Here is a 21,344-nt window from a genome sequence, read left to right as displayed (position 1 = left end):
CGGGCGATGACAGTGCGAGTTGTCCCGCAGTGGGAGTGATGCGCCGTTTCAACACCGCGACAACAACTCACCATACCACTCGTCTGCGAATTGACTCATTCCAGATTTTCACCCTAACGTGATCGCGACGGTTCCTTCCGGGGACCAAAAGGGAATGCGGTGAGGCTCTTTGTTGATAGAGCCGATTCCGCGGCTGCCCCCGCAACTGTAAGCGGCGAGCCTTCGCCACATGCCACTGGGCCCCTAGCCTGGGAAGGCGGTGACAGGCACCGACCCGCGAGCCAGGAGACCTGCCGTCAGTCGTGGTCACACGCGAGCACATTGGGCGGGGTGTCCTGGTGGAAGTCGCATCATCGGTCTGAGGACCACGGGCGGCTTTGTTTGCGGTGACGTGCCACGTTATCGCGAGTCTCAAGCCGATGTCGTTCCATCCTTCCGCATCCAGACGATGCCACCTGCTCCTCTCCTCCGTCGCGCTGTCCTGCCTGCTCTGGCCCACTGAAGGCTGGACGCAGACAGCACAACGCAGTCAGACGCTCGATCCTGTCGTCGTGCAGCCGTCGGCCACGCAGCCACGCGCCCGCCGTGCCGCAACCGGCAACGCCGCGCGCAATGTACGCTCGCGCCAGCAGCGCAATGTCGCCGCGACGACTGCTCCGCCGGTTGCGACGCCAACTAGCCCGGTCTTCGCAGCACCGACGCTCAATCTCACCGGCACCACGTCCACCGGCAGCCGCCTCGGCCTGACGCGCCTGCAGACGCCGGCCAGTGTTGAAGTGATTTCGGCGGAGACCATGGCCGAGCGCGGCCAACTGAATGTCGTTGATGCCGTGACCCAGAATGCCACCGGCTTCACCGCCATCGGCGAACCCGGCAATGGCGGCATCGCCTTCTCGACCCGCGGCTTCGCCGGCAGCGGCTCCGTCACTTCTCTCTATGATGGCACCCGCCTCTATGTCGGCGCGGGTACCGTCAATTTCCCGTTCGATACCTGGACCGCCGAGAAGATCGAAGTGCTGCGTGGCCCGGCCTCGGTGATGTATGGCGAAGGCGCCATTGGCGGCGCCGTCAATGTGGTCTCGAAACTGCCGCTCTGGATTCCGCGCAACCAGGCCGAACTCTCCATCGACACCAACATGACACGCCGCATCGCGCTCGATAGCGGCGGGCCGATCAACAAGGACGTCGCCTATCGCATCGCCGTCACCGGCAATGCCAGCGACGGCTGGATTGATCGCGACAACCAGTCGAACATCGCGCTGCATGCCGCCGTACAGATCAAGCAGAACGAGGACGTCACCTGGACGCTGTCCACCGACTATGGCGACCGGCATCCGTCGAAATATTTCGGCACGCCGCTGATCAACGGCCAGCTCGATCCGGCGACCCGCTTCAAGAACTACAATGTCAGCGACAGCACCATCCGCTACCAGGACAGCTGGAGCCAGGTGAAGACCGAATGGCAGGTGGCCGACGGCATCACGCTGCGCAACACGCTCTATTACATGTATGCGAAGCGCCACTGGAAGGAGGTCGAGATCTACGGCTTCAATCCCGGCACCGGTCAGATCGACCGCAGCGACTATCTGGAAATCTTCCACCAGCAGCAGCAAGTCGGCGACCGCATGGACGCCACCTTCACCGGCCACCTGTTCGGCATGGTGAACACCTTCGTGGCCGGCTTCGACGTCAACCGCATCGACTTCAAGCACACCAGCAATTCGCCCTTCGGAGGCTTCTCGTCGGTCGATCCCTATAACTTCAATCCCGGCCTGTTCGAGAGCCCGGACATCACGCGCCCCGGCTACAACGCGACCACCAATCAATATGCGTTCTTTGCCGAAAACCGCCTCGCCGTCACCGAGCAGCTGGCGCTGATCGCCGGCGTGCGGCAGGACCAGCCGAGCGTGACCCGTACCGACTTCCGAAATCCCGCCAACAGCTACACACGGGATTACTCGGCGACGAGCTGGCGCGCCGGCGTCGTCTATACGCCGATCCAGAACCTCGCTTTTTACGGCCAGTATTCGACGGCCGCGGACACGGTGGGCGGCCTGATCTCGGCGAGCAATGCCAATTCCAAATTCGATCTCGCCACCGGCCGGCAGGCCGAGATCGGCGTCAAGCAGTCCTTCTGGGGCGGCCGCGGCGAATGGACCCTCGCCGGCTATGAGATCGTGAAGAACAATCTTCTGTCCGTCATTCCCGGCAGCGGCGGTGTCGTCCAGCAGGTCGGCCAGCAATCTTCGCGTGGCGTCGAGGCCTCGATCGGCCTCGTTCTGGATTACGGCTGGCGCATCGACGCCAACACCGCTTTCCTGCGCGCCAAGTATGACGACTTCCAGCAGGATAGCGGCGTGAACTTCACCGGCAATGTCCCGTTCAACGTCCCGCAGAACGTCTCGAATATCTGGGCGACATGGGGCTTCGCACCGAACTGGTCGGCCAATGCCGGCGTGCAGATCGTCGGCAAGACCTATGCGGACAGCGCCAATACGCTGGAAATGCCGGCTTACACGCTGGTCAGTGCGGGCCTGCAATGGAAGCCGGATGTCAACACGACCGTGTCACTGCGCGTGTGGAACATCTTCGACAAGATCTATGCGACGTCGAGCTACAGCGACAATCAGTGGATCCTCGGCATGCCACGCACGGCGCAATTGGCTGTGAACGTGAAGTTCTGACGCGTGGCACGAGGACTGAAACGAAAACTCCGGCAGTGGCTGTATCTCACCCACCGCTGGATCGGCATCGTCACCTGCCTGTTCTTCGCCATGTGGTTCATCTCGGGCGTGGTGATGATGTATGTCGCGTTCCCCGGCCTCTCCGACAAAGAGAGGCTGGCGGCGCTGCCCGAGATCGCATGGGAGAAGGCAAGGCTTTCTCCTGACGATGCGATGAAGGCTGCGGGCATCACGCGCTATCCGCGCGATCTACGCCTGATGATGCTCGATGGTGAGCCGGTCTATCGGCTGAGCGACTGGAGCGGCAAACGACAGACGATCTCCGCGATTGATGGTCATGCGATCGCTGGGATTTCCGAGCAGCAGGCGCTTGCGATTGCTTCACATCATCCTGCAAGCAAATCGCCGCGTTTCGAAGAGATGATCGACCGCGATCAATGGAGCGTCGTCGCGCGTTACGATGTGCTTCGACCGTTCTATCTGGTCAATCTGGGCGATGATGCCGGCACCAAACTCTACGTCTCCTCAAGAACCGGAGAGGTCGCGCTCGATACGACGCATCACGAACGCGTGTGGAATTGGCTCGGCGCAATCCCGCACTGGATCTATCCCACCATCCTGCGTCAGGATCAGTCGCTGTGGCGATCGGTCGTGCTGTGGATTTCCGGCATCTGCCTGATCGTCGGTATCACCGGAATCTGGATCGGTATTTTGCGCGTGCGGCTGAAGCGGCGCTATTCGGGCGGGACAGTGTCGCCCTATCGCGGCTGGATGAAATGGCATCACATCACCGGCCTAATCGCCGGCTTGTTCGTGCTGACCTGGATGTTCTCCGGCTGGATGTCGCTCGATCCCGGCAGATATTTCGCCGACCGGGGCGGCATGCGCGAAGCGCTGCAGCGCTATGCCGGCCATGACGCGCCGACCATCGCGGCCCAGTTGCCACCGACGCCTGTCGGCGCGGTGGAAGTCCGTTTCGTCTGGTTCGATGGCATGCCGCTGATGATCCTGGCCGCGCGCGATGGGACATTGACGCCGACGGATGCGGCCACCGGGGCGATCGCGCCATTGCAGCCGGATCGTCTCTGGAAGGCCGCCAGTCACCTGGAGCCGCAGGCACGGCTGACGGAACGACAGGTGCTGTCGGATTATGATGCCTATTGGTACGCCAATCACCGCACCCGTGAGTTACCCGTGCTGCGGGCGGTGTTCGACGATGCCCATGGCACCTGGTTTCACATCAGCCCGCTCACCGGCGAGGTCCTCGGCCGCAGCGATGCGAACCGGCGCACCTATCGCTGGCTGTACAATGGACTGCACAGCTTCGACATCCAGCTCTTGCTGAAATACCGCCCGGCCTGGGACATCGTCGTGATCCTGCTGTCGATCCTCGGCACGATCGTCTCAGTCAGCGGCGTTGTGGTGGGATGGCGCTATCTGAAGCGTTAGACCGCCAGCGGCCGCGGCATCTGGCGCGCGGGCTCCGGCGGGATCATGCCGAGCAGTGCCTTTCGATCGGCCACAGCATTGTGGAACTGCTCGAGCGCGATATTGAAGGCGGTCAGCGTGCCTTCCTGGATCGCGCCATGCTCGTAACATGTGAGCGTGTCACGCAGGATGCCGTCGGCCTCTTCCTGCATGCTGTCGAGTTCCGGAAGCGAGTCGCTCTTGCGCGCCAGCGCGATCATGTCGAGCAGGCGATCACGCTGCGAGACGTTGACGTTACGTTCGTCGCGGCGGAAGTAGCTCGCGAACCATGCACCGGCCGAGCCCATGGCCGAGAGGCCCATCAGGCTCCACCAGATATAGTCGCTATAGCGATCGAGGAAGGTTTTCTCTTCACCGTCCACATAGGCGGCAGCGCCGGGATGGGCGGGGATCACCGCATCCTTGTCGGTGTCCGGCGTCTCGATCTTCGCGGCCAACGGGAAGTCATTGATGATCTGCTGGCGGATCGCGAAGAGCTGCCGCGTCAGCGCCGCGACGGTGACTTCCGACAGGCCCTGCCGCGCAACGATATGATGCGCGAAACTGATGGTCTTCACGTCATCATCCGGCCGCGCCGGCGCGCCGCCGAACGTACCAGCTGGAATCTCCGAGGCCTCATAGACCGGATAATTCTGCGCAATCGCGTCCGCCGAATCGATGGCGAGGAATGTCGGCGTGCCGCCGTCGCGCGCCGTCGCCTGCAGCGCATCGGCGGTGATCTTGCTGTTGACGGGGCCTGCCGCAAGGAACGCATCGACCTTTTGGTCCTTCACCGCCTCTGCCACGTCATTGGTCGAGAACTGCGTCACCGCCACCTTGGCGGGATCCACGCCATATTGGCGCAGGATGATGTTGAGCAGATTGACGTTCGCCTGGGTCTTGCCGATCACGCCGACGCGCTTGCCTGCGAGATCGGGAATCTTGGTGATTTTCGCGGCTGCCTTCTTGCCGCGGGCCGTCCTGCCCTTGGTCGGCGGCACCCACATCACCACGACATTCTTGCGCAGCGTCGCCACCGCACGGGCGTTTTTCGGAATGGTGAGATCGCCGCGGATGACGGCGAGATCGACCTTGCCGTCCGCGAGAGCCTGTGCGCTGGCCGTCGCGCCATCGGTGATCTGCGGGCGCAAGCGCACCGAGCGATGATCGCGTGAGAAGGCCTGCACCAATGCCTGCACGACCTTGACGTCGTCGCTGTTCTGCGGACCCACGGCAATACGCAGCGGCACCGGCTTCATCGCGAAATAATAGGCGCCAGCCACCGCAGCGACGATCGCCAGCGTGCCGGCCAGCGTGATCAGCGTCACCTTGCGCCGGATCGAACGCGGCGACGGCAGCCCGATCGGTCCAATGACCTCGGGTCCGTCCGTCATCGATCTCGAAAACAGGCGCTTCAAGTCCATTGTCACCAAAGTGGGTTAGAGCCGCAGTCTAGCAAAGTTCCGGGCTGTCCGCCTGTTCCGCCTCAACCATGGTTACCGGAGGGCGTGGTTACCCAGTTGCGCGCGATTAGCGCCTTATTGTGGCATGGATCGATGATGTGTCATTGCGCGTTGAGGTAAAGTTCAGGTGATGCAGGAGGTTGCCATGGTAAATCGGCTATCGGCGGACGAGCGCAAGGCGGCGCTGAAGGAATTACCCGGCTGGAGCGAAGCCAAGGGGCGGGACGCCATCGCGCGCGTTTTTACCTTCAAGGACTTCAGCGAGGCTTTCGGCTTCATGGCGCGGGTCGCCCTGGTGGCCGAAAAGCACGACCACCATCCGGAATGGCGCAACGTCTACAAGACCGTGGACGTGGTGCTTTCCACCCATGATGCCGATGGTGTTACCCAGAAGGACATCGACCTGGCCAAGGCCATGGACGCCATCGCGAAGCAGCTCGGCGTCTGACGATTTGTTGCGGAGCGCGATCGAAGACACCATCTGAAACAGGTATGACCAGGCAGCGAGGAACATTGCCGATGGCCACCGAACACAGCGTGGGATTTGAGCCTGCCGACCGGCTGGCGCAGGACCGCGAGAGCGTTCGCAAGCAATTCTGGCGCAAGCTGAAGAGACTTGCCGTGAAGCTGCCCTTCATGGAAGACCTGCTCGCGGCCTATTATTGCGCCTTCGACCGGCAGACACCGCGCCATGTGCAGGCGGCGTTGCTCGGCGCGCTTGCCTATTTCATTCTGCCGTTTGATTTCGTGCCGGATGTGCTGCCGATCCTCGGATTTGGCGATGACGCGGCGATCCTCGCCACAGCGCTGCGCATGGTAGCGACGCATATCAATGACGATCATCGCGAGGCCGCGCGACGCGCTATCGCGCGCGGCCTTAACGACGACCCCAACGAAGGCTAATTCGTCTTACGGGTGCAAGATCACCTTGCCCATGGCCTGACGACCACCCAGCACCTTCATGGCTTCCGCGGTCTTCTCGAGCGGGAAGGTGCGATCCACGTGTGCTGAGATCTTGCCCTCGGCGGCCCAGTTCAGCAGCTTCGTGATGCTCGCGCGGTACTTCTCGTGGTTCTGCCGCACCCAGGCGCCCCAGAACACGCCGCGGATATCGCAGCCCTTCAGCAGCGCCAGATTGAGCGGCATCTTCGGAATGTCGCCGGCCGCAAAACCGATCACCATGAAGCGGCCTTCCCATGCAATCGCGCGCAACGCTGCTTCCGCATATTTTCCGCCGACCGGATCGAAGATGATGTCGACGCCCTTGCCGCCGGTGAGCGACTTGAGGCCTTCCTTCAAATCTTCCTTGGCGTAGTTCAGGCCAAGCTCGGCGCCATGCTTCTTGGCGAATTCCAGCTTCTCGTCCGACGATGCGCAAGCGATCACCTTGAGACCGAGCAGCTTGCCGAGTTCGCATGCGGCGAGACCGGTGCCACCGGCGGCGCCGAGCACGGCCAGCGTTTCACCCGGCTTCGGCGACGCACGATCTTCCAGCGCATGAAGCGCGGTGCCGTAGATCACGATAACACCCGCAGCGCGGTCGAAATCAAGATTGTCGGGGATCTTGATCACCGACGCGGCGGCCGCAGCAACCTTCTGCCGGGCACCGTTGTGACCGATGGACGCAACGACGCGATCGCCGACCTTCAGCGACGTGACGCCAGCACCAATGCTCTCGACGACACCAGCGACTTCCGCAGCAGGCGAGAACGGGAATGGCGGCTTGATCTGGTACTTGCCCTGGATCATCAGGATGTCGAAGAAGTTCAGTGCCGCCGACTTGATGGCGATGACCACCTGGCCTTCACCGGCAACGGGATCCTCCACATCGGCAAAAACGAGATCGTCGGGTTCGCAATATTGCGAGCAGAGAATGGCTTTCATCTGATCAACCTGGCCTTCGGCTTGAGACAGTTCGGCGATTCATGAATGAATTAGCGCAAGCCTGCAACCACCATTGACGGGGTGCATTCCGCTTAGCGGATAATGGAGGAAGCGAACAATGTTTGAAAAAAGTCTCCTCGCCCACAAGCGCATTCTCGTGACCGGCGGCGGCTCCGGGCTCGGCGCGGCCATGAGCCACCGCTTTGCCGAACTCGGCGCGGAACTGCTGATTTGCGGCCGACGCAGCGCGACGCTCGACGAAACCGCTGCGCAACTTCGCGCCGCATATAATGCGAAGGTCCACACCTTCGCGTGCGACATTCGCGATGCCAATGCTGTTGCCGACATGATGGCTGCGATCTGGCAGGACGGCCCGCTCGACATTCTCGTCAACAACGCCGCCGCGACATTTATCGCGCAGAGTGAGCATCTCTCGGCACGCGCTGCGGACGCGATCCTCGCCCCGACGCTGCATGGCGCGATGTATTGCACGCTGGAGGCGGGGCGCCGCTGGATCGAATCCGATCACAACGGCGTGGTGCTCAGCATCCTCTCCACATCCACGATTACCGGTCGCGCCTTCACCATGCCGTCGGCGATGGCGAAGTCCGCGTTACTGGCGATGACCAAATCGCTCGCCGTCGAATGGGGACCGAAGGGCGTTCGTCTCGTGGCGATTGCACCGGGACCTTTTCCGACACCGGGCGCGACCGGGCAGCTACATCCTGAAGGACGCGATTCCGGGCCGGCTGCACGCAATCCGCTCGGCCGTGTGGGCGAGCACAGCGAGCTCGCCAATCTCGCCAGCTTCCTGATTTCCGATCAGGCCGGATACATCAACGGCGAGATGGTGGTGCAGGATGGCGGCGCGCATCTGCGCTCATCCGGCGCTGAAGACCTGCTGCACTGGACCGATACGCAATGGGCGGCGCAACGCACGGCGCGCGCGAAAAGCTGAGGACAGCAACGCACGCAGCGCGCGTTATGTGCTTCGCCCTGCTATCTTTCGACGCGATGTACGAGCCTTTCCAAACAAGACCGCACCGTTTATCTGCAAGTCTGTTGGCGCGCGTGATTCCAGGCCATCTTCCAGTCACAAAGATAGAGGATCGACACCTGATGTCCGTGCGGCGAATCCTGACAGTTGTATCCTTGAGCGTGGCGATGATCGGCATTTCCGATCTTGCGCAGGCGCAGACGGCTGCCAAGGGCAAGGCTGCACCGGCCAAGCAGGCGCCGGCGCCCGCTGCCGCAGGCAGTGCCGAGCCGACCTTGCTCGGTCAGTTCGGCCCGTGGGGTGCTTACACCGCGGCCCCCGGCGGCAAGAAAGTCTGCTTCGCGCTCGCCAAGCCGGCGTCGTCGAAAACCAATCCCGCCAACCGTCCGCGCGATCCCGCTTACGCGTTCATCTCGACCCGCCCGGCCGAGAAGGTCAGCAACGAAGTCTCGATCATGATCGGCTATCAGTTGAAGCCCGGCTATGAATCGACCCTTGATGTCGGCGGCGCGAAATTCGCGATGTACACTCAGGGCGATGGGCTCTGGATCAAGAATGCGGCCGAGGAAGAGCGTCTCGTCGAGGCGCTGCGCAAGGCCGGCGACGTGACCGTGAAGGGCCTTTCTGCCAAGGGCACCGAAACCACGGACTCGTTCTCGCTGAAGGGCCTGGCCCAGGCGCTGGACAAGGTTGCCCAGGAGTGCCGCCGGTAATCGCCGGCGGAACTCGCCCTAAATCCTTGTCGCCGTTAATATTGCCGCATTTGGCGCCTTTCCATTCGGGCGCGAAAAGCCTATTTGAGGCTTCAATTCCCGTGACATCAGTGATCGAACGCCATGACCCCCGCTTCTGCCGAGGCCAGCACTGCCGTTGAAACCACCCTCCCGCCGGGTCAGATCCCGCTGGAGAAGGTGGCGACCGAGACCTATGTGCCGCTGGCAAAACCCTCGCTGATCGGCCTGTCCCGCGCTCAGATCGCCGAAAAGCTCGGTTCCATCGGCGTGAAGCCGGCGCAGCAGAAGATGCGTAGCCAGCAGATCTGGCACTGGCTGTATTACCGCGGGGTCCAGAGCTTTGCGGAAATGTCCAGCATCTCCAAGGACATGCGGACCGAGCTGGAGCAGCATTTCACGGTCGACCGGCCGGAAGTGGCGGTCGAGCAGATTTCCAATGACGGCACCCGCAAATGGCTCCTGAAGCTGCCCTCGGGCACCCATGGCGAACGCGCCCATGAGGTCGAGTGCGTCTATATCCCCGAGACCGACCGCGGCACGCTCTGCGTTTCCTCGCAGGTCGGCTGCACGCTGAACTGCTCGTTCTGCCATACGGGAACCCAGCGGCTGGTGCGCAACCTGACCCCGGGCGAGATCGTCGCCCAGATCATGGTGGCGCGCGACCGGCTGAACGACTGGGCCGACCGCGACCAGCCGGGCACCAATCGCCGCATCACCAATATCGTGATGATGGGCATGGGCGAGCCGCTCTACAATTTCGACGCGGTGCGCGACGCGCTGCTGATCGTCTCCGACAATGAAGGCATCGGCATCTCGCGCCGGCGCATCACGCTCTCGACCTCGGGCGTGGTGCCGAACATCAAGCGCACCGGCGAGGAGATCGGCGTGATGCTGGCGATCTCGCTGCATGCGGTGCGCGACGAACTGCGCAACGAGCTGGTGCCTCTCAACAAGAAGTATCCGCTGAAAGAATTGCTGCAGGCGTGCCGCGACTATCCCGGCGCCTCCAATGCACGACGCATCACCTTTGAATATGTGATGCTGAAGGGCATCAACGACTCGCTGGACGATGCGAAGCTCCTGGTGAAGATGCTCAAGGGCATTCACGCCAAGATCAACCTGATCCCGTTCAATCCGTGGCCGGGCACGCGCTATGAGTGCTCGGACTGGGCGCAGATCGAAGCGTTCTCGGAATACGTCTTCAATGCCGGCTATTCCTCGCCGGTGCGCACGCCGCGCGGCCGCGACATTCTCGCGGCCTGCGGGCAGTTGAAGTCGGAGACCGAGAAGCTGTCGGCGCGCGAGCGGCAGGCACTGCGCGCGATGGCGATGACGGACTGACGATGGCGCTGATCGGCCGTCTGTTCGTCATTCTCTTTGCCTTTTGCGTCGCCTGTATGGTCGGCGGCACGATCGTCATCTTTTCGATCCTGTTCCCCGAACTCAGCGCCATGGATACCGGGATCGTGAATGCCGATGCGATCAATGTCCTGATCGGTTTCGGCTTCATCTTCTTCTCGGGCTTCGCGCTGATCCCCGCAATCATCGTCGTCGTGATCACCGAGACGTTCAATATCCGCAGCGTGCTGGCCTATGCGATCGGCGGCGGCGTGGTCGGCGTTGCCTGCTATCTCGGCCTGATCCCCTACGACACCACCACCATGACATTCGACGGCATCGTGCGTCGTCATCTGGAAGTGATGACCGGCGCCGGCATCGTCTCGGGGCTGATCTATTGGGTGATCGCCGGCCGTAAGGCCGGAGCATGGAAACAGCCGCGACAGCTGCCGTCGCAGCCGGATGCCGCGGCAAAGCCTTAGCTTCCGGGCATGATCTGATCCGAAAACCGGCATCCACTTTTCGGGATCATGCCCGAGCGCTTTAACTTTCCTTCCCGCGCCTGCTCGGATAAACCGCCCGCCATGAACCGGACCGGCCTCCTCATTGCGCTCGTGCTGCTTGCAGCAATTCTCGTGATTTTCGGCATCTGGCCCGAACTGGACCTCAAGCTCGCCGCGCTGTTCTACAGCCCCGACGCCGGCGGTTTCGCGTATTCCGGGCTGCCTTACGCCCAATTCGCCCGCCACGCGGCCATGTGGATCGCCTGGGCCTTCGTGGCGCCGTCGATCCTGGCGCTGATCGTCAAGCTGATCTGGCCAAACCGGCCGCTGATGGTGAAGGGCCGCACCATGGCCTTTCTGGTTATCACCATGCTGATGTCGGCGGGCTTCCTCACCAATTTCACCTTCAAAAGCTTCTGGGATCGGCCGCGGCCCGTCTCCGTCACCGAATTCGGCGGCCCCTGGCAGTTCAAGGCCTGGTGGGACCCAAGCGGCGAGTGCCGGCGCAACTGCTCCTTCTTCTCCGGCGAGGGCGCCACGGCGTTCTGGACCTATGCCCCCGCAGCACTGGCGCCGCCGAGCCTGCGTCCCGCGGCTTACGCGGCGGCGACCGTGTTCGGCCTTGCCACCTCGGGCTGGCGGATGGCGTTTGGCGGGCATTTCTTCACCGACGTGACCATCGCCGGCCTCGCCTCGTTTCTCGTGATCTGGCTGGTTCACGGATGGATCTACCGCTGGCCACGGACCCGGATGACGGATGAAGGCATCGATCGCTGGCTGACCAAAATCGCCTGGCCCGGCTATGCCTGGCGGCGCCGGATGCTGTCCGGCCGAAACCCGCCGAAGCCTACGCTGGGCAACCGGATTACCGAGCAGCATCACGACTAAAATTGTCGTTGCCCGGCTTGACCGGGCAACCCAGTACACGCCGGCCGGAGTCTACTGGGTCACCCGGTCCTAGCGCGCAATTGCGCGCACGGCCGGGTGACGACAGTAGCGCGCTCCTTGCGGTTCCCGCGTTGACGCGCTTTGCCCGGCCGCGCTATCGCTGACCCAAAGCGCCGCAGGCGCGGCAAATACAACCGAACTAGCCTCGATTGGACGCCCCATGACCACGATCCTGAAGAGCCTCCCCACCGGCAAGAATGTCGGCATCGCCTTTTCCGGCGGCCTCGATACATCGGCGGCGCTGCTCTGGATGAAGCAGAAGGGCGCCAGGGTCTTCGCCTATACCGCCAATCTCGGCCAGCCCGACGAGGCAGACTACGACGAGATCCCGCGCAAGGCGATGGAGTTCGGCGCCGAGAAGGCCCGCCTCGTCGACTGCCGCCAGCAGCTCGTGCATGAAGGCATCGCCGCGATCCAGGCCGGCGCGTTCCATGTCTCCACCGGCGGCATCACCTATTTCAACACCACGCCGCTCGGGCGCGCAGTGACCGGCACCATGCTGGTTTCGGCCATGAAGGAAGACGGCGTCAATATCTGGGGCGACGGGTCCACCTATAAGGGCAACGACATCGAGCGCTTCTACCGCTACGGCCTGCTGACCAATCCGGAGCTGAAGATCTACAAGCCCTGGCTCGATGACCAGTTCATCGACGAGCTCGGCGGCCGCGCCGAAATGTCGGCCTTCATGACCGCGCATGGCTTCGCCTATAAGATGTCAGCCGAGAAGGCCTATTCCACCGACAGCAACCTGCTCGGCGCGACCCATGAGGCCAAGGATCTCGAACATCTCGACTCCGGCATCACCATCGTCAATCCGATCATGGGCGTGCCGTTCTGGAAGGACGACTGCGCGGTCAAGGCCGAGCGCGTCTCAGTGCGCTTCGTCGATGGCCAGCCCGTCGCACTGAACGGCAAGACCTTTACTGATGCCGTCGCGCTGTTCCTGGAAGCCAATGCCATCGGCGGCCGCCATGGCCTCGGCATGAGCGACCAGATCGAGAACCGCATCATCGAAGCCAAGAGCCGCGGCATTTATGAAGCGCCGGGCATGGCGCTGCTGCACATCGCCTATGAGCGCCTGGTCACCGGCATCCATAACGAAGATACGATCGAGCAGTACCGCATGAACGGCATGAAGCTCGGTCGCCTGCTCTATCAGGGCCGCTGGTTCGACTCGCAGGCGCTGATGCTGCGCGAGACCGCCCAGCGCTGGGTGGCCCGCGCCATCACCGGCGAAGTGACGCTCGAACTGCGCCGCGGCAACGACTATTCGATCGCGAATACCCAGAGCCCGAACCTGACCTATGCGCCGGAACGCCTGAGCATGGAAAAGGTGGAAGACGCGCCGTTCACGCCGGCAGACCGCATCGGCCAGCTGACCATGCGCAATCTCGACATCACCGACACGCGCGCAAAGCTGGATCTGTATGCGAAGACCGGCCTGATCAGCGCCGGCGAAGGCGCGACCATTCCGAAGCTGGGTAAGGAATAATGTCGTAGTCCGGATGGAGCGCAGCGCAATCCTCGGACCGACGTTTCAACTATCTCTGCTGTCCCTGCATTACGCTTCGCTCCATACAGATCACCCATCCGGCCGGATGTCATTGACGTGACATCCGGCCGCTTTATTGATGGAGATCATCTGCGACAGAACGCCACTGGCGAGGATTTCCATGACCAGGACCATTTCGCTGGCCGCATTCGCGGCTTTTTTCATGAGCGCATCGTGCCATGCGCAGGCGATCTACCCGATTGATCGCGCGGAGATCCTCAAAGGCAGCAAATTCGACTTCAAGGTCGAGCTTCCCGAAAAGATCGCGGCCTCCGATATCAAGGTGACGATCAACGGCGCGGATCAAACCGCGGCCTTCGGCAAGAGCGCTGACTATATCGAGCGCGAAGACAACAAGGATCAGTCCGCACTGATGCTGCGCGATGTCGTGCTCGACAAGACTGGCGCTTACAAAATCGACGTAACGGCAGGCAACTTCACCAAGTCCGTGACCTGGAACGTGTACGACACCGGCGCACGCCGTGCGAAGAACGTCATCCTGTTCGTCGGCGACGGCATGTCGTTGTCGCATCGCGTTGGTGCGCGCATCCTTTCCAAGGGCATCAAGGAAGGCAAGAGCAGCGGCAAGCTCGCCGTCGATGACATGCCGAGCATGGCACTGGTCGGCACCGCCGGGACGGATTCGATCATTACCGACAGCGCCAATTCGGCGAGCGCCTACACGACTGGCCACAAGAGCGCGACCAATGCGCTCGGCGTCTATGCGGACCGCACCCGCGACGTGTTCGACGATCCCAAGGTCGAGACCATTACGTCGCTCGTCAAGCGCAAGCTCGATCTCGCTGTCGGCATCGTGACCAACACCGAGATACAGGATGCGACACCGGCGTCAATGATCGCGCATACGCGCCGCCGCTCGGCCTATGACGAGATCGTCGCGCAGATGTTTGCGGCCAAGCCCGATGTCATTCTCGGCGGCGGCGCCGCGAACTTCCTGCCGCGCGCTGTCGATATAGGAAAGCGCGCCGATGAAGTGGACTATCTCGCCAGGTTCAAGGAGGCCGGCTATCCCTATGTGAAGACCGCCGGAGAACTGAAGGCAGAAGCCGACAAGTCGGACACGAAAAAGCTGCTGGGCCTGTTCACGCCTGGCAATATGGACGGCGTGCTCGACCGCAAACTCCTCAAGGGCGGCGGCGTAAAGAAGTATCCGGAACAGCCGGACCTCACCGAACAGGTGCAGGCCGCGCTCAACGTTCTGTCACGCAACGACAAGGGCTTCTTCCTGATGGTGGAATCCGGCATGATCGACAAATATGCGCATATGCTCGACTTCGATCGCGCGGTCTATGACGTGATCATGCTCGACAATGCGGTGAAGCTTGCCAAGGAATGGGCAGCCAAGCGCGGCGAGGACACGTTGATCCTCGTCGTGTCCGATCATAGCCACCCGAACAGCCTGATCGGCACCGTCAACGACGACATGAGCACCGAGACGAACCTGCCGCTGCGCGAGCGGATCGGCGTCTATGACAAGGCTGGCTTCCCGAATTATCCGGCGCCGGATGCGGACGGCTATCCATCACGCGTCGATGTGAGCCGTCGCCTTGCGATCATGTCAGCAAGCGTGCCCGATCATTATGAAACGTTGCGACCGAAGCTCGATGGGCCGAACCAGCCGACGGAAGCAGGTGAGGCGCCGAATACGTTCAAGGCAAACGAGAAATACAAGAACGCGCCGGGCGCGATGCTGCGGCTCGGTAATCTGCCGGCGATGATGAATGCTAGCGTGCATTCGGGCGAAGACGTGATCCTGACGGCGACCGGACCAGGCAGTGATCGCGTGAAGGGCCAGATGGACAATACGGAAGTGTTCCGCGTGATGGTGGATGCGCTGGGTCTGGGGGCGAGCACGAAGTAACGCGCGGTTCTTCTCCCTCCCCCAAGCGACGAAGTCGCGCAGCGGGGTCTGGCGGACGAATTCGTCCGCCATAGGTGGATCGAAGCGAGCGTCCAGCGAGCTTCGAGACGGGCGGGGTGCTTCCACCAACTCCGACGTCACGTGGGGATGGACCCCACCCCCGCCTCCGGCGGACCCTCCCCACTGCGCCGCTGCATGGCTTGAGGGAGGGAGACCATTGGCGCCGCCACTCACAATTCAAAAAACAAAAATGGCCGGGATCGCTCCCGGCCATTGTCATGTCAGTTCACCTCAGCGGCGCGGCGGAGCCGTGCCTGCGGGCGGCGGCGGGAGGGATGCCTGACCACCATTCAGCAGCGGCGTGATGTTGCGCACCGTGACGCGGCGGTTCTGACGCTCCGGACCATCGGTCTGAATCTTCAGATACTGCTCGCCATAGCCTTGCGACGTCAGGTTTTCCGCCGGCACCTGGAATTGCTGCGTGAGCAACTCCGCTGCCGACTGCGCACGACGATCCGACAGCGACAGATTGTCGACATCGGAGCCGACCGCATCGGTATGGCCCTCGATCAGGAACACCGCGCGCGGATTGCGCGAGATGGCGCGATTGAGACCATCTGCGATCACCTGCAGCTTCGAGGCTTGGTCTGGCGAAATATCCCATGAGCCCGTCTCGAAATTGATCGAGTCGAGATCGATCGACGGCATACGTTGACGCACCATCGGGCTGTAGCGGATTTCATCCAGCGTGTAGCGACGCTCGATGCGATCCACCGGCGGGGCGATCAGCGTATCGTAGACAAGATCCGGCGAGGCCTGATCATAGTCCACGATGTAGCGGTTCTGCGGAATGCGGATCATCGGAGGCGGCAGATCGACATAGAAGCCGCCCGGACCGCGAGGCCCACGCGGACCACCGAACGAGTTGTCGATGATGATGATCTCCTGCCCGCCACGATCCCGACGGATGCGGCGCAGCAGCTGGCCATCGCTGCCGACCACCGTGATGATCTGCGAACCGTCCGGCCGCACGACGATGGTGCGATCCTCGTTGCCGACACGCTGGGTGCGAATATCCCGCGCGCCGTAACGGAAGCGATCGACCTCGTTGTGGCGGATGAAGGACTGACCGCTCGGATCCTGCACGATGATACGGCCGGGCTCGGTGATGATCGTGCGTCCGCCTTCGCGGCGCTCACTGCGTTGACCACGGAAATCATCCAGACGACGCGGTCCCTGCGGCGCGGCACCCGGCGCGATCGGCGTCAGCGTCGCTGCGGCAGGCGGCGGCGCGGGCGGGATCGGCGTGGTCACCTGCGGCGCCGGTGGCTGCACGACCTTGATGTTGCCGCCGCCGGGGGCGACGACCACAGGCGCAGCGCTCGGCGTGGGTGGCGGGGCGACGGGCGCTGCCGCAGACGGGGGCACGGCCGGAGCGGCACCTGGCGCAGTTGCGGCAGGCGGCGTGGCAGGTGCGCCCGGTGCAGGACTTCCGTCACCGCGACGTCCCTCACGCCCTTCCGGGCCACCCGGACGGCCAGATGGAGGTGTACCAGCGGCCGGAGGTGTAGCTGATGGCGCTGGCGTTGCCGAAGGCGCGGCCGGCGGCGTTGCAGCAGCCGGAGGCGTTGATGGCGTTGCTGCGGGCGCGGGACGTCCGGACGGCTGAGCCGGCGGCGTCGCGGCGGCGGGCGGAGCTGCCGAGGGCGCCGGAGCTGCAGCTGGGGGTGTGGCGGACGGCGCAGGACGTTCGCCACGTTCACGGCGCTCGCCGCCTGGACGCTCACCACCTGGACGCTCGGCACCGGGTTCGCGGCGTTCAGGACGCGCTGCCGGGGGCGCCGACGGTGCGGGCGCAGCGCTCGGAGCCGGCGCAGCGGGCGGTGCTGCGCGGGGAGCCGGTGGCGGGGCTGGCGGTGTCGGACGGGGCGGCGGAGCTGCCTCGGGCGCAGGACGCGGCGGGGCGGCTGCCGGAGGCGATGCCGGACGTGGCGGGGGCGGCGGGGCGGCGGCGGGCGGCGGAGGCGGAGCCGGGCGCGCGGCCGGCGGCGCTGCGGCGGGAGGCGGGGGCGGAGCTGGTCGTGCGGCCGGTGGAGGCGCTGCGGCCGGCGGTGCCGGGCGTGGTGCAGCAGCCGGCGGTGGGCCCTTCGGAGCACCCTTCGGTTCGCCTTCCGCTGCCGGTGGGGCTGCCTGCGCAAGCAGGATCGGCGCATCAGCGCTCGATGCGAATGATGCAGTCGCTGCAAGCTGCGTCACGCCGAACGCGGTCGTCGCCAGCAACACGAGACGAAGTTTTGTCATGATGAACTCAAGCCCTCGATAAGACGTCTTCAACAAAAACATTTGTCGGCCGAACAAATCGGCACAGCGATGAACGAATAAGCATAGGGCGGCAATGTGGCAGTCCGCAAAGCCACAATTGGATTTATTTCGCACACATCAACGGCCCGAGCGCGCGATGTTCATTGCACGTTCAGGCCGGATGTTTAGTAGCGCTTCTATGCCGCCGTCGGACGTTACATCGTTGCCGGCGGCGGCTGCCCCGGAGCCTCATCCGGATTCGGCACCGGCACCTCCTGCGGGAGATCACCGGGCAATTCGTCCGGACGACCGGGCGGTTCGGGATCACGCACCGGCGGCGGCACTTCAGGCCGCGGATTGCCTGGCGGGCTCTCCTGTGGCGGCTCCTGAGGCTTGCCGGGCGTGATCGGCGGCTCCTCGATCGGGTTACCGGGTGCGGCGGTCATGTCAGATCGCCACCTTGCGATTGGTGCCGATGTCCGGACGCGAACCGGTCACCGCAGCCGTCGCCATTTTCACATAACTGATCACGGTGCCAGGCGAATCCCAGAACTCGGCTTCCTCCGGCGTGAATTTCAGCACGCGAATATTCGGATCTTCCGCACTGTCCCACCATGCCTTGGCCGTGGTCGTGAACAGCTCCTTGATCTTGGCGCGGTCGTTCGACACTGCGGCCGTGCCGCTGACAGAAACGTATTTCTGATCTCCTGCATGTGCGAAGGCCAGATTGACGTTGGGATTCTTCTGAATCTCGTCGTCCTTATGGCGCCTGACGTCGCTGAGGAAATAGACAGCATCGGCCTGCCGATCCACATAGGCCGCCATCGGGCGCGAGCGCAGCTTGTCGCCATCATGGGTCACCAGCATCGCGAAGCCGATCTTCTCCATCAGCTCCCAGGCGCGCTCGGTATCGCGATTGTTGTCATTGGCCATATGCATTCTCCCTTCCGGTTTGCTGCAACAACAAGCGGATGAGAGCGATGTTCCGGACACCGGTCCGGTAGCACTAGATTTGACAGCCGATCGGGAACCACCCATCAAGGCAGCATTCGTGACCAAACCCGGGGGATTCGATGTCGTTCGCCTATTGGAGCATTCTGATCGCGGCACTGCTGCCGCTGGCCATTGCCGCCTATGCCAAATCCGGATCGCGCGACAACAACACGCCACGCGACAGCGCCGAGAAACTTTCCGGCGCCAAGCGCCGCGCTTATGCGGCGCATCAGAATGCCTTCGAGGCCTTTCCGTTCTATGCCGTTGCAGTGCTCGGCGCGCTGACCTTCGGCGCATCGGCGAAGACGGTCGGCGTGCTCGCTGCCGTCTATCTCGCATTCCGGATTGCGCACGCGCTGCTTTACATCGCCGACAAGGCCACACCGCGCTCGCTGGCCTATGCCGGTGGCTTGCTCACCAATATCGCGATCTTCGCGCTGCCGATGCTGCAGATCAATTTCGTCTGACAGCGCCCACCGCCCGCATGACGCGCTGCGCATGCGGGCTACGACACGGCTTCCCGCTGCGACTTGCGCCAGTTTCCGGCCTTGGCCAGCACCTGCGATAGCTGCTCGATGGAATACGGCTTTTGCAGCAGCTCGAAGCCGAACGTTCCGTTCTGCGCCAGCACGTGGCTGTAGCCGGAGGTGAGCACGACCGGCAGATCCGGGTAGAGGTGTCGAACCGCTTGCGCAAGTTCGATACCGCTGGTGCCCGGCATCACGACATCCGAGAACACGACGTCGTAACGACCGGCATGGCGCTTGAGTTCATCGAAGGCAGCGTCGGCGCTGTGCTTGAGTTCTGTCATATAACCGAGCTCGCGCAGAGCATCGGTCGTGAAGGTGCCGACGTCACGATTGTCCTCGACAACCAGCACCGAGAGGCCATTGCCATCGGCCGGCGCACCCTCATCAACGACGAGCGTCGGCCCCGCGCCATCAGCGACACGCGGCAGATACAGCGTGAAGATGCTGCCTTTTCCGACCTCGCTGGTGACCGTGACTTCGCCGCCGGACTGCTTGGCAAAACCGAACACCTGCGAGAGGCCGAGGCCCGTGCCCTGCCCGACTTCCTTGGTCGTAAAGAAAGGCTCGAAAATACGCTCGAACTGATCGGCGGGAATCCCACTGCCGCTATCGGCGATGGCGACGGCTACATAGCCATCTTTGCGGGGCATGGTGGCGGACGGCAACCTTTCGCAAGCAACCACCGTGATGATCAGCCGTCCCTCACCTTTCATCGCATCGCGCGCATTCACGGCAATATTGATCAGCGCGGTCTCGAATTGTCCGAGGTCGGCATCGACGTGGAGCGGCTTGTCCGGCAGATGTGTGATGATCTCTACCGGCGCGCCGGTCAATGTTCCGATAATATCGGTGACGGAGCGCACGCATTGGCCGACATCGAACACTTCAGGCTTCAGTGTCTGCCGGCGCGCGAATGCGAGGAGTTGTGCCGTCAGTTTGGCAGCGCGGTTCACGGTATCGGAGATCGCCGCAATGTAGCGGGCACGCCGCTCGGGCGCGAGATCGGGCCGCTGCAGCAGATCCACGGATGAGCGGATCACCGTCAGCAGATTGTTGAAGTCATGCGCAACGCCGCCGGTGAGCTGCCCAAGCGTTTCAAGTCGCTGGCCGTGCTTCAAGGCTTCTTCCGCTTCGCGGCGCTTCATCGCCTCGAAATTCAGGCGCCGGGTGCGACGCAGCGCGAACAGCAACAGCCCGAACAGCAGCGCTGTCGCGGGCACACCGAAGATCAGGTGATAACTGATAGCTTTCAGCCAGCGATCACGAATGGCCGAGGTTTCCAGGCCGGCGGATACATAGATGGGATAACCCGCGATCCGCTGATAGCCGATGCGACGCTCGATATTGTCTCCGGGGGCGACGATGGTGATGAGATTGCCGCCCGGATGAGCCGCGATACGACGGCCGATCGGGCCACTGGGATCGATTTGCTTCGCCGCACCAGATAGCGGATAGCGTGCCAGAATGGTGCCATTGGACAGGCCCAATGCGAAGAAGCTGCCGGGCGCGCGGCCGATGCGCGCATAGAATTTCTCAAAATACTCGGGAAACACCGATGCCTGCACGACGCCGGTGAAGCTGCCATCAGCACTCGCGCGACGACGGCTGACGCCGAAGAATGGCGCTCCCTGATAAGGCGGCCGCGGCAGCAGGCTTGCACCGATGAAGGTGCCGATATCTTCGGCAATATGGGCGTTGTAATAGTCGCGGTCGGAGAAATCGATATGCGGCAGCGCCAGATTGAGGCTGTTGACCAGCGCACGACCCTTGTTGTCGAAGACCCAGACCGATTTAAGCTGCGGGAGCGCATCGGTGAGCTGCTTCAACCGCGCCGACATCGCATCCGAACTGGCCCGCAGATCATCGTCGCTGCGATTACGGACGATTTCGTTGACCTCCGACAGACTGCGATCGATGGTCTCGAACACTTTCAGGGCGTGCTCGTGCGCCACGTCAAGCGTGCGCTCGATTTCGCGATCGGCGATGTCGTTGGTCGATATCCACGAATTGGCGGCGGCAAACACGAACAGCGCAACGGGAAAGGCCAGCGAGGCGGCCATCATCCATT

19 protein-coding genes and 1 riboswitch are annotated in these 21,344 nt (G+C 62.9%); of the genes, 13 read left to right on the top strand and 6 right to left on the bottom strand.

The window, feature by feature from the left end; all coding sequences use genetic code 11:
- The first annotated feature begins 111 nt into the window (after positions 1–111).
- A riboswitch (cobalamin riboswitch) is annotated at positions 112–312 on the top strand.
- Between the two features lie 107 nt (positions 313–419).
- Both RPMA_RS02020 and RPMA_RS02015 read left to right on the top strand, forming a co-directional pair.
- The gene (locus RPMA_RS02020; protein WP_211911300.1) at positions 420–2,684 is read left to right on the top strand and encodes a TonB-dependent receptor; all 2,265 of its coding nucleotides are present in this window, start codon (positions 420–422) and stop codon (positions 2,682–2,684) included.
- Positions 2,685–2,687: 3 nt separating this feature from the next.
- A complete protein-coding gene (locus tag RPMA_RS02015; protein WP_211911299.1) occupies positions 2,688–4,133 on the top strand; it encodes a PepSY-associated TM helix domain-containing protein in 1,446 nt (481 codons plus the stop codon).
- Here the strand turns inward: RPMA_RS02015 and RPMA_RS02010 are convergent.
- Positions 4,130–5,545 (bottom strand): TAXI family TRAP transporter solute-binding subunit, encoded by a 1,416-nt coding sequence (locus RPMA_RS02010; RefSeq protein ID WP_211911298.1) that lies wholly within the window; start codon positions 5,543–5,545, stop codon positions 4,130–4,132. The two genes, RPMA_RS02015 and RPMA_RS02010, sit on opposite strands and share 4 nt — an antisense overlap.
- A gap of 214 nt (positions 5,546–5,759) precedes the next feature.
- Here RPMA_RS02010 and RPMA_RS02005 point away from each other — a divergent pair, with 214 nt between their 5' ends.
- Positions 5,760–6,062: a 4a-hydroxytetrahydrobiopterin dehydratase gene (locus RPMA_RS02005; protein ID WP_211911296.1), complete on the top strand. Its 303-nt coding sequence runs from the start codon at positions 5,760–5,762 to the stop codon at positions 6,060–6,062.
- A 71-nt stretch (positions 6,063–6,133) separates the two neighbouring features.
- Entirely contained in the window at positions 6,134–6,517 is a 384-nt protein-coding gene (locus tag RPMA_RS02000; RefSeq protein ID WP_211911294.1) for a YkvA family protein, read from the top strand.
- Positions 6,518–6,523: 6 nt separating this feature from the next.
- On the opposite strand, the gene RPMA_RS01995 is transcribed toward RPMA_RS02000, so the two are convergent.
- The gene (locus RPMA_RS01995) at positions 6,524–7,498 is read right to left on the bottom strand and encodes an NADPH:quinone oxidoreductase family protein (protein WP_211911292.1); all 975 of its coding nucleotides are present in this window, start codon (positions 7,496–7,498) and stop codon (positions 6,524–6,526) included.
- Between the two features lie 118 nt (positions 7,499–7,616).
- On the opposite strand from RPMA_RS01995, the gene RPMA_RS01990 reads away from it, so the two are divergent.
- The 7 genes from RPMA_RS01990 to RPMA_RS01960 all read left to right on the top strand — a co-directional run bounded on the left by RPMA_RS01990 (position 7,617) and on the right by RPMA_RS01960 (position 15,452).
- Positions 7,617–8,456, top strand: a complete 840-nt coding sequence (locus tag RPMA_RS01990) for an SDR family oxidoreductase (protein ID WP_211911291.1) — start codon at positions 7,617–7,619, stop codon at positions 8,454–8,456.
- A gap of 161 nt (positions 8,457–8,617) precedes the next feature.
- Positions 8,618–9,208 (top strand): invasion associated locus B family protein, encoded by a 591-nt coding sequence (locus RPMA_RS01985; protein WP_211911289.1) that lies wholly within the window; start codon positions 8,618–8,620, stop codon positions 9,206–9,208.
- 123 nt (positions 9,209–9,331) lie between these two features.
- A complete protein-coding gene (gene rlmN, locus RPMA_RS01980) occupies positions 9,332–10,570 on the top strand; it encodes a 23S rRNA (adenine(2503)-C(2))-methyltransferase RlmN (RefSeq protein WP_211911287.1) in 1,239 nt (412 codons plus the stop codon).
- Positions 10,571–10,572: 2 nt separating this feature from the next.
- Positions 10,573–11,049 carry a hypothetical protein gene (locus RPMA_RS01975; RefSeq protein ID WP_211911285.1) on the top strand — a complete coding sequence of 159 codons (477 nt, stop codon included), beginning with the start codon at positions 10,573–10,575 and terminating at the stop codon, positions 11,047–11,049.
- Positions 11,050–11,151: 102 nt separating this feature from the next.
- Complete coding sequence (locus RPMA_RS01970; RefSeq protein ID WP_211913386.1) at positions 11,152–11,958, top strand: phosphatase PAP2 family protein; 807 nt, start codon at positions 11,152–11,154, stop codon at positions 11,956–11,958.
- Positions 11,959–12,178: 220 nt separating this feature from the next.
- Positions 12,179–13,510, top strand: coding sequence for an argininosuccinate synthase (gene argG, locus RPMA_RS01965; RefSeq protein WP_211911283.1), 1,332 nt, complete (start codon positions 12,179–12,181; stop codon positions 13,508–13,510).
- Positions 13,511–13,691: 181 nt separating this feature from the next.
- Entirely contained in the window at positions 13,692–15,452 is a 1,761-nt protein-coding gene (locus RPMA_RS01960) for an alkaline phosphatase (protein ID WP_211911281.1), read from the top strand.
- A 291-nt stretch (positions 15,453–15,743) separates the two neighbouring features.
- Here RPMA_RS01960 and RPMA_RS28695 read toward each other — a convergent pair whose 3' ends face one another.
- Positions 15,744–16,880 carry an OmpA family protein gene (locus RPMA_RS28695; RefSeq protein ID WP_456243455.1) on the bottom strand — a complete coding sequence of 379 codons (1,137 nt, stop codon included), beginning with the start codon at positions 16,878–16,880 and terminating at the stop codon, positions 15,744–15,746.
- A 146-nt stretch (positions 16,881–17,026) separates the two neighbouring features.
- Here RPMA_RS28695 and RPMA_RS28690 point away from each other — a divergent pair, with 146 nt between their 5' ends.
- Entirely contained in the window at positions 17,027–17,755 is a 729-nt protein-coding gene (locus tag RPMA_RS28690) for a hypothetical protein (protein WP_456243454.1), read from the top strand.
- A gap of 213 nt (positions 17,756–17,968) precedes the next feature.
- Here RPMA_RS28690 and RPMA_RS01950 read toward each other — a convergent pair whose 3' ends face one another.
- Complete coding sequence (locus tag RPMA_RS01950; protein WP_211911278.1) at positions 17,969–18,199, bottom strand: hypothetical protein; 231 nt, start codon at positions 18,197–18,199, stop codon at positions 17,969–17,971.
- A gap of 1 nt (position 18,200) precedes the next feature.
- The gene (locus RPMA_RS01945) at positions 18,201–18,686 is read right to left on the bottom strand and encodes a pyridoxamine 5'-phosphate oxidase family protein (protein WP_211911277.1); all 486 of its coding nucleotides are present in this window, start codon (positions 18,684–18,686) and stop codon (positions 18,201–18,203) included.
- A gap of 140 nt (positions 18,687–18,826) precedes the next feature.
- Here RPMA_RS01945 and RPMA_RS01940 point away from each other — a divergent pair, with 140 nt between their 5' ends.
- On the top strand, positions 18,827–19,213 hold the full coding sequence (locus RPMA_RS01940) for an MAPEG family protein (protein ID WP_211911276.1): 387 nt from the start codon (positions 18,827–18,829) through the stop codon (positions 19,211–19,213).
- 38 nt (positions 19,214–19,251) lie between these two features.
- Here RPMA_RS01940 and RPMA_RS01935 read toward each other — a convergent pair whose 3' ends face one another.
- Complete coding sequence (locus RPMA_RS01935; protein WP_408056501.1) at positions 19,252–21,339, bottom strand: ATP-binding protein; 2,088 nt, start codon at positions 21,337–21,339, stop codon at positions 19,252–19,254.
- Positions 21,340–21,344 lie beyond the last annotated feature (5 nt).

It is taken from the genome of Tardiphaga alba (genome assembly GCF_018279705.1).
GTDB lineage: Bacteria > Pseudomonadota > Alphaproteobacteria > Rhizobiales > Xanthobacteraceae > Tardiphaga > Tardiphaga alba.
Note: the sequence above shows the minus strand (reverse complement) of the source record. Positions and strands in the feature narration are given on the sequence as shown.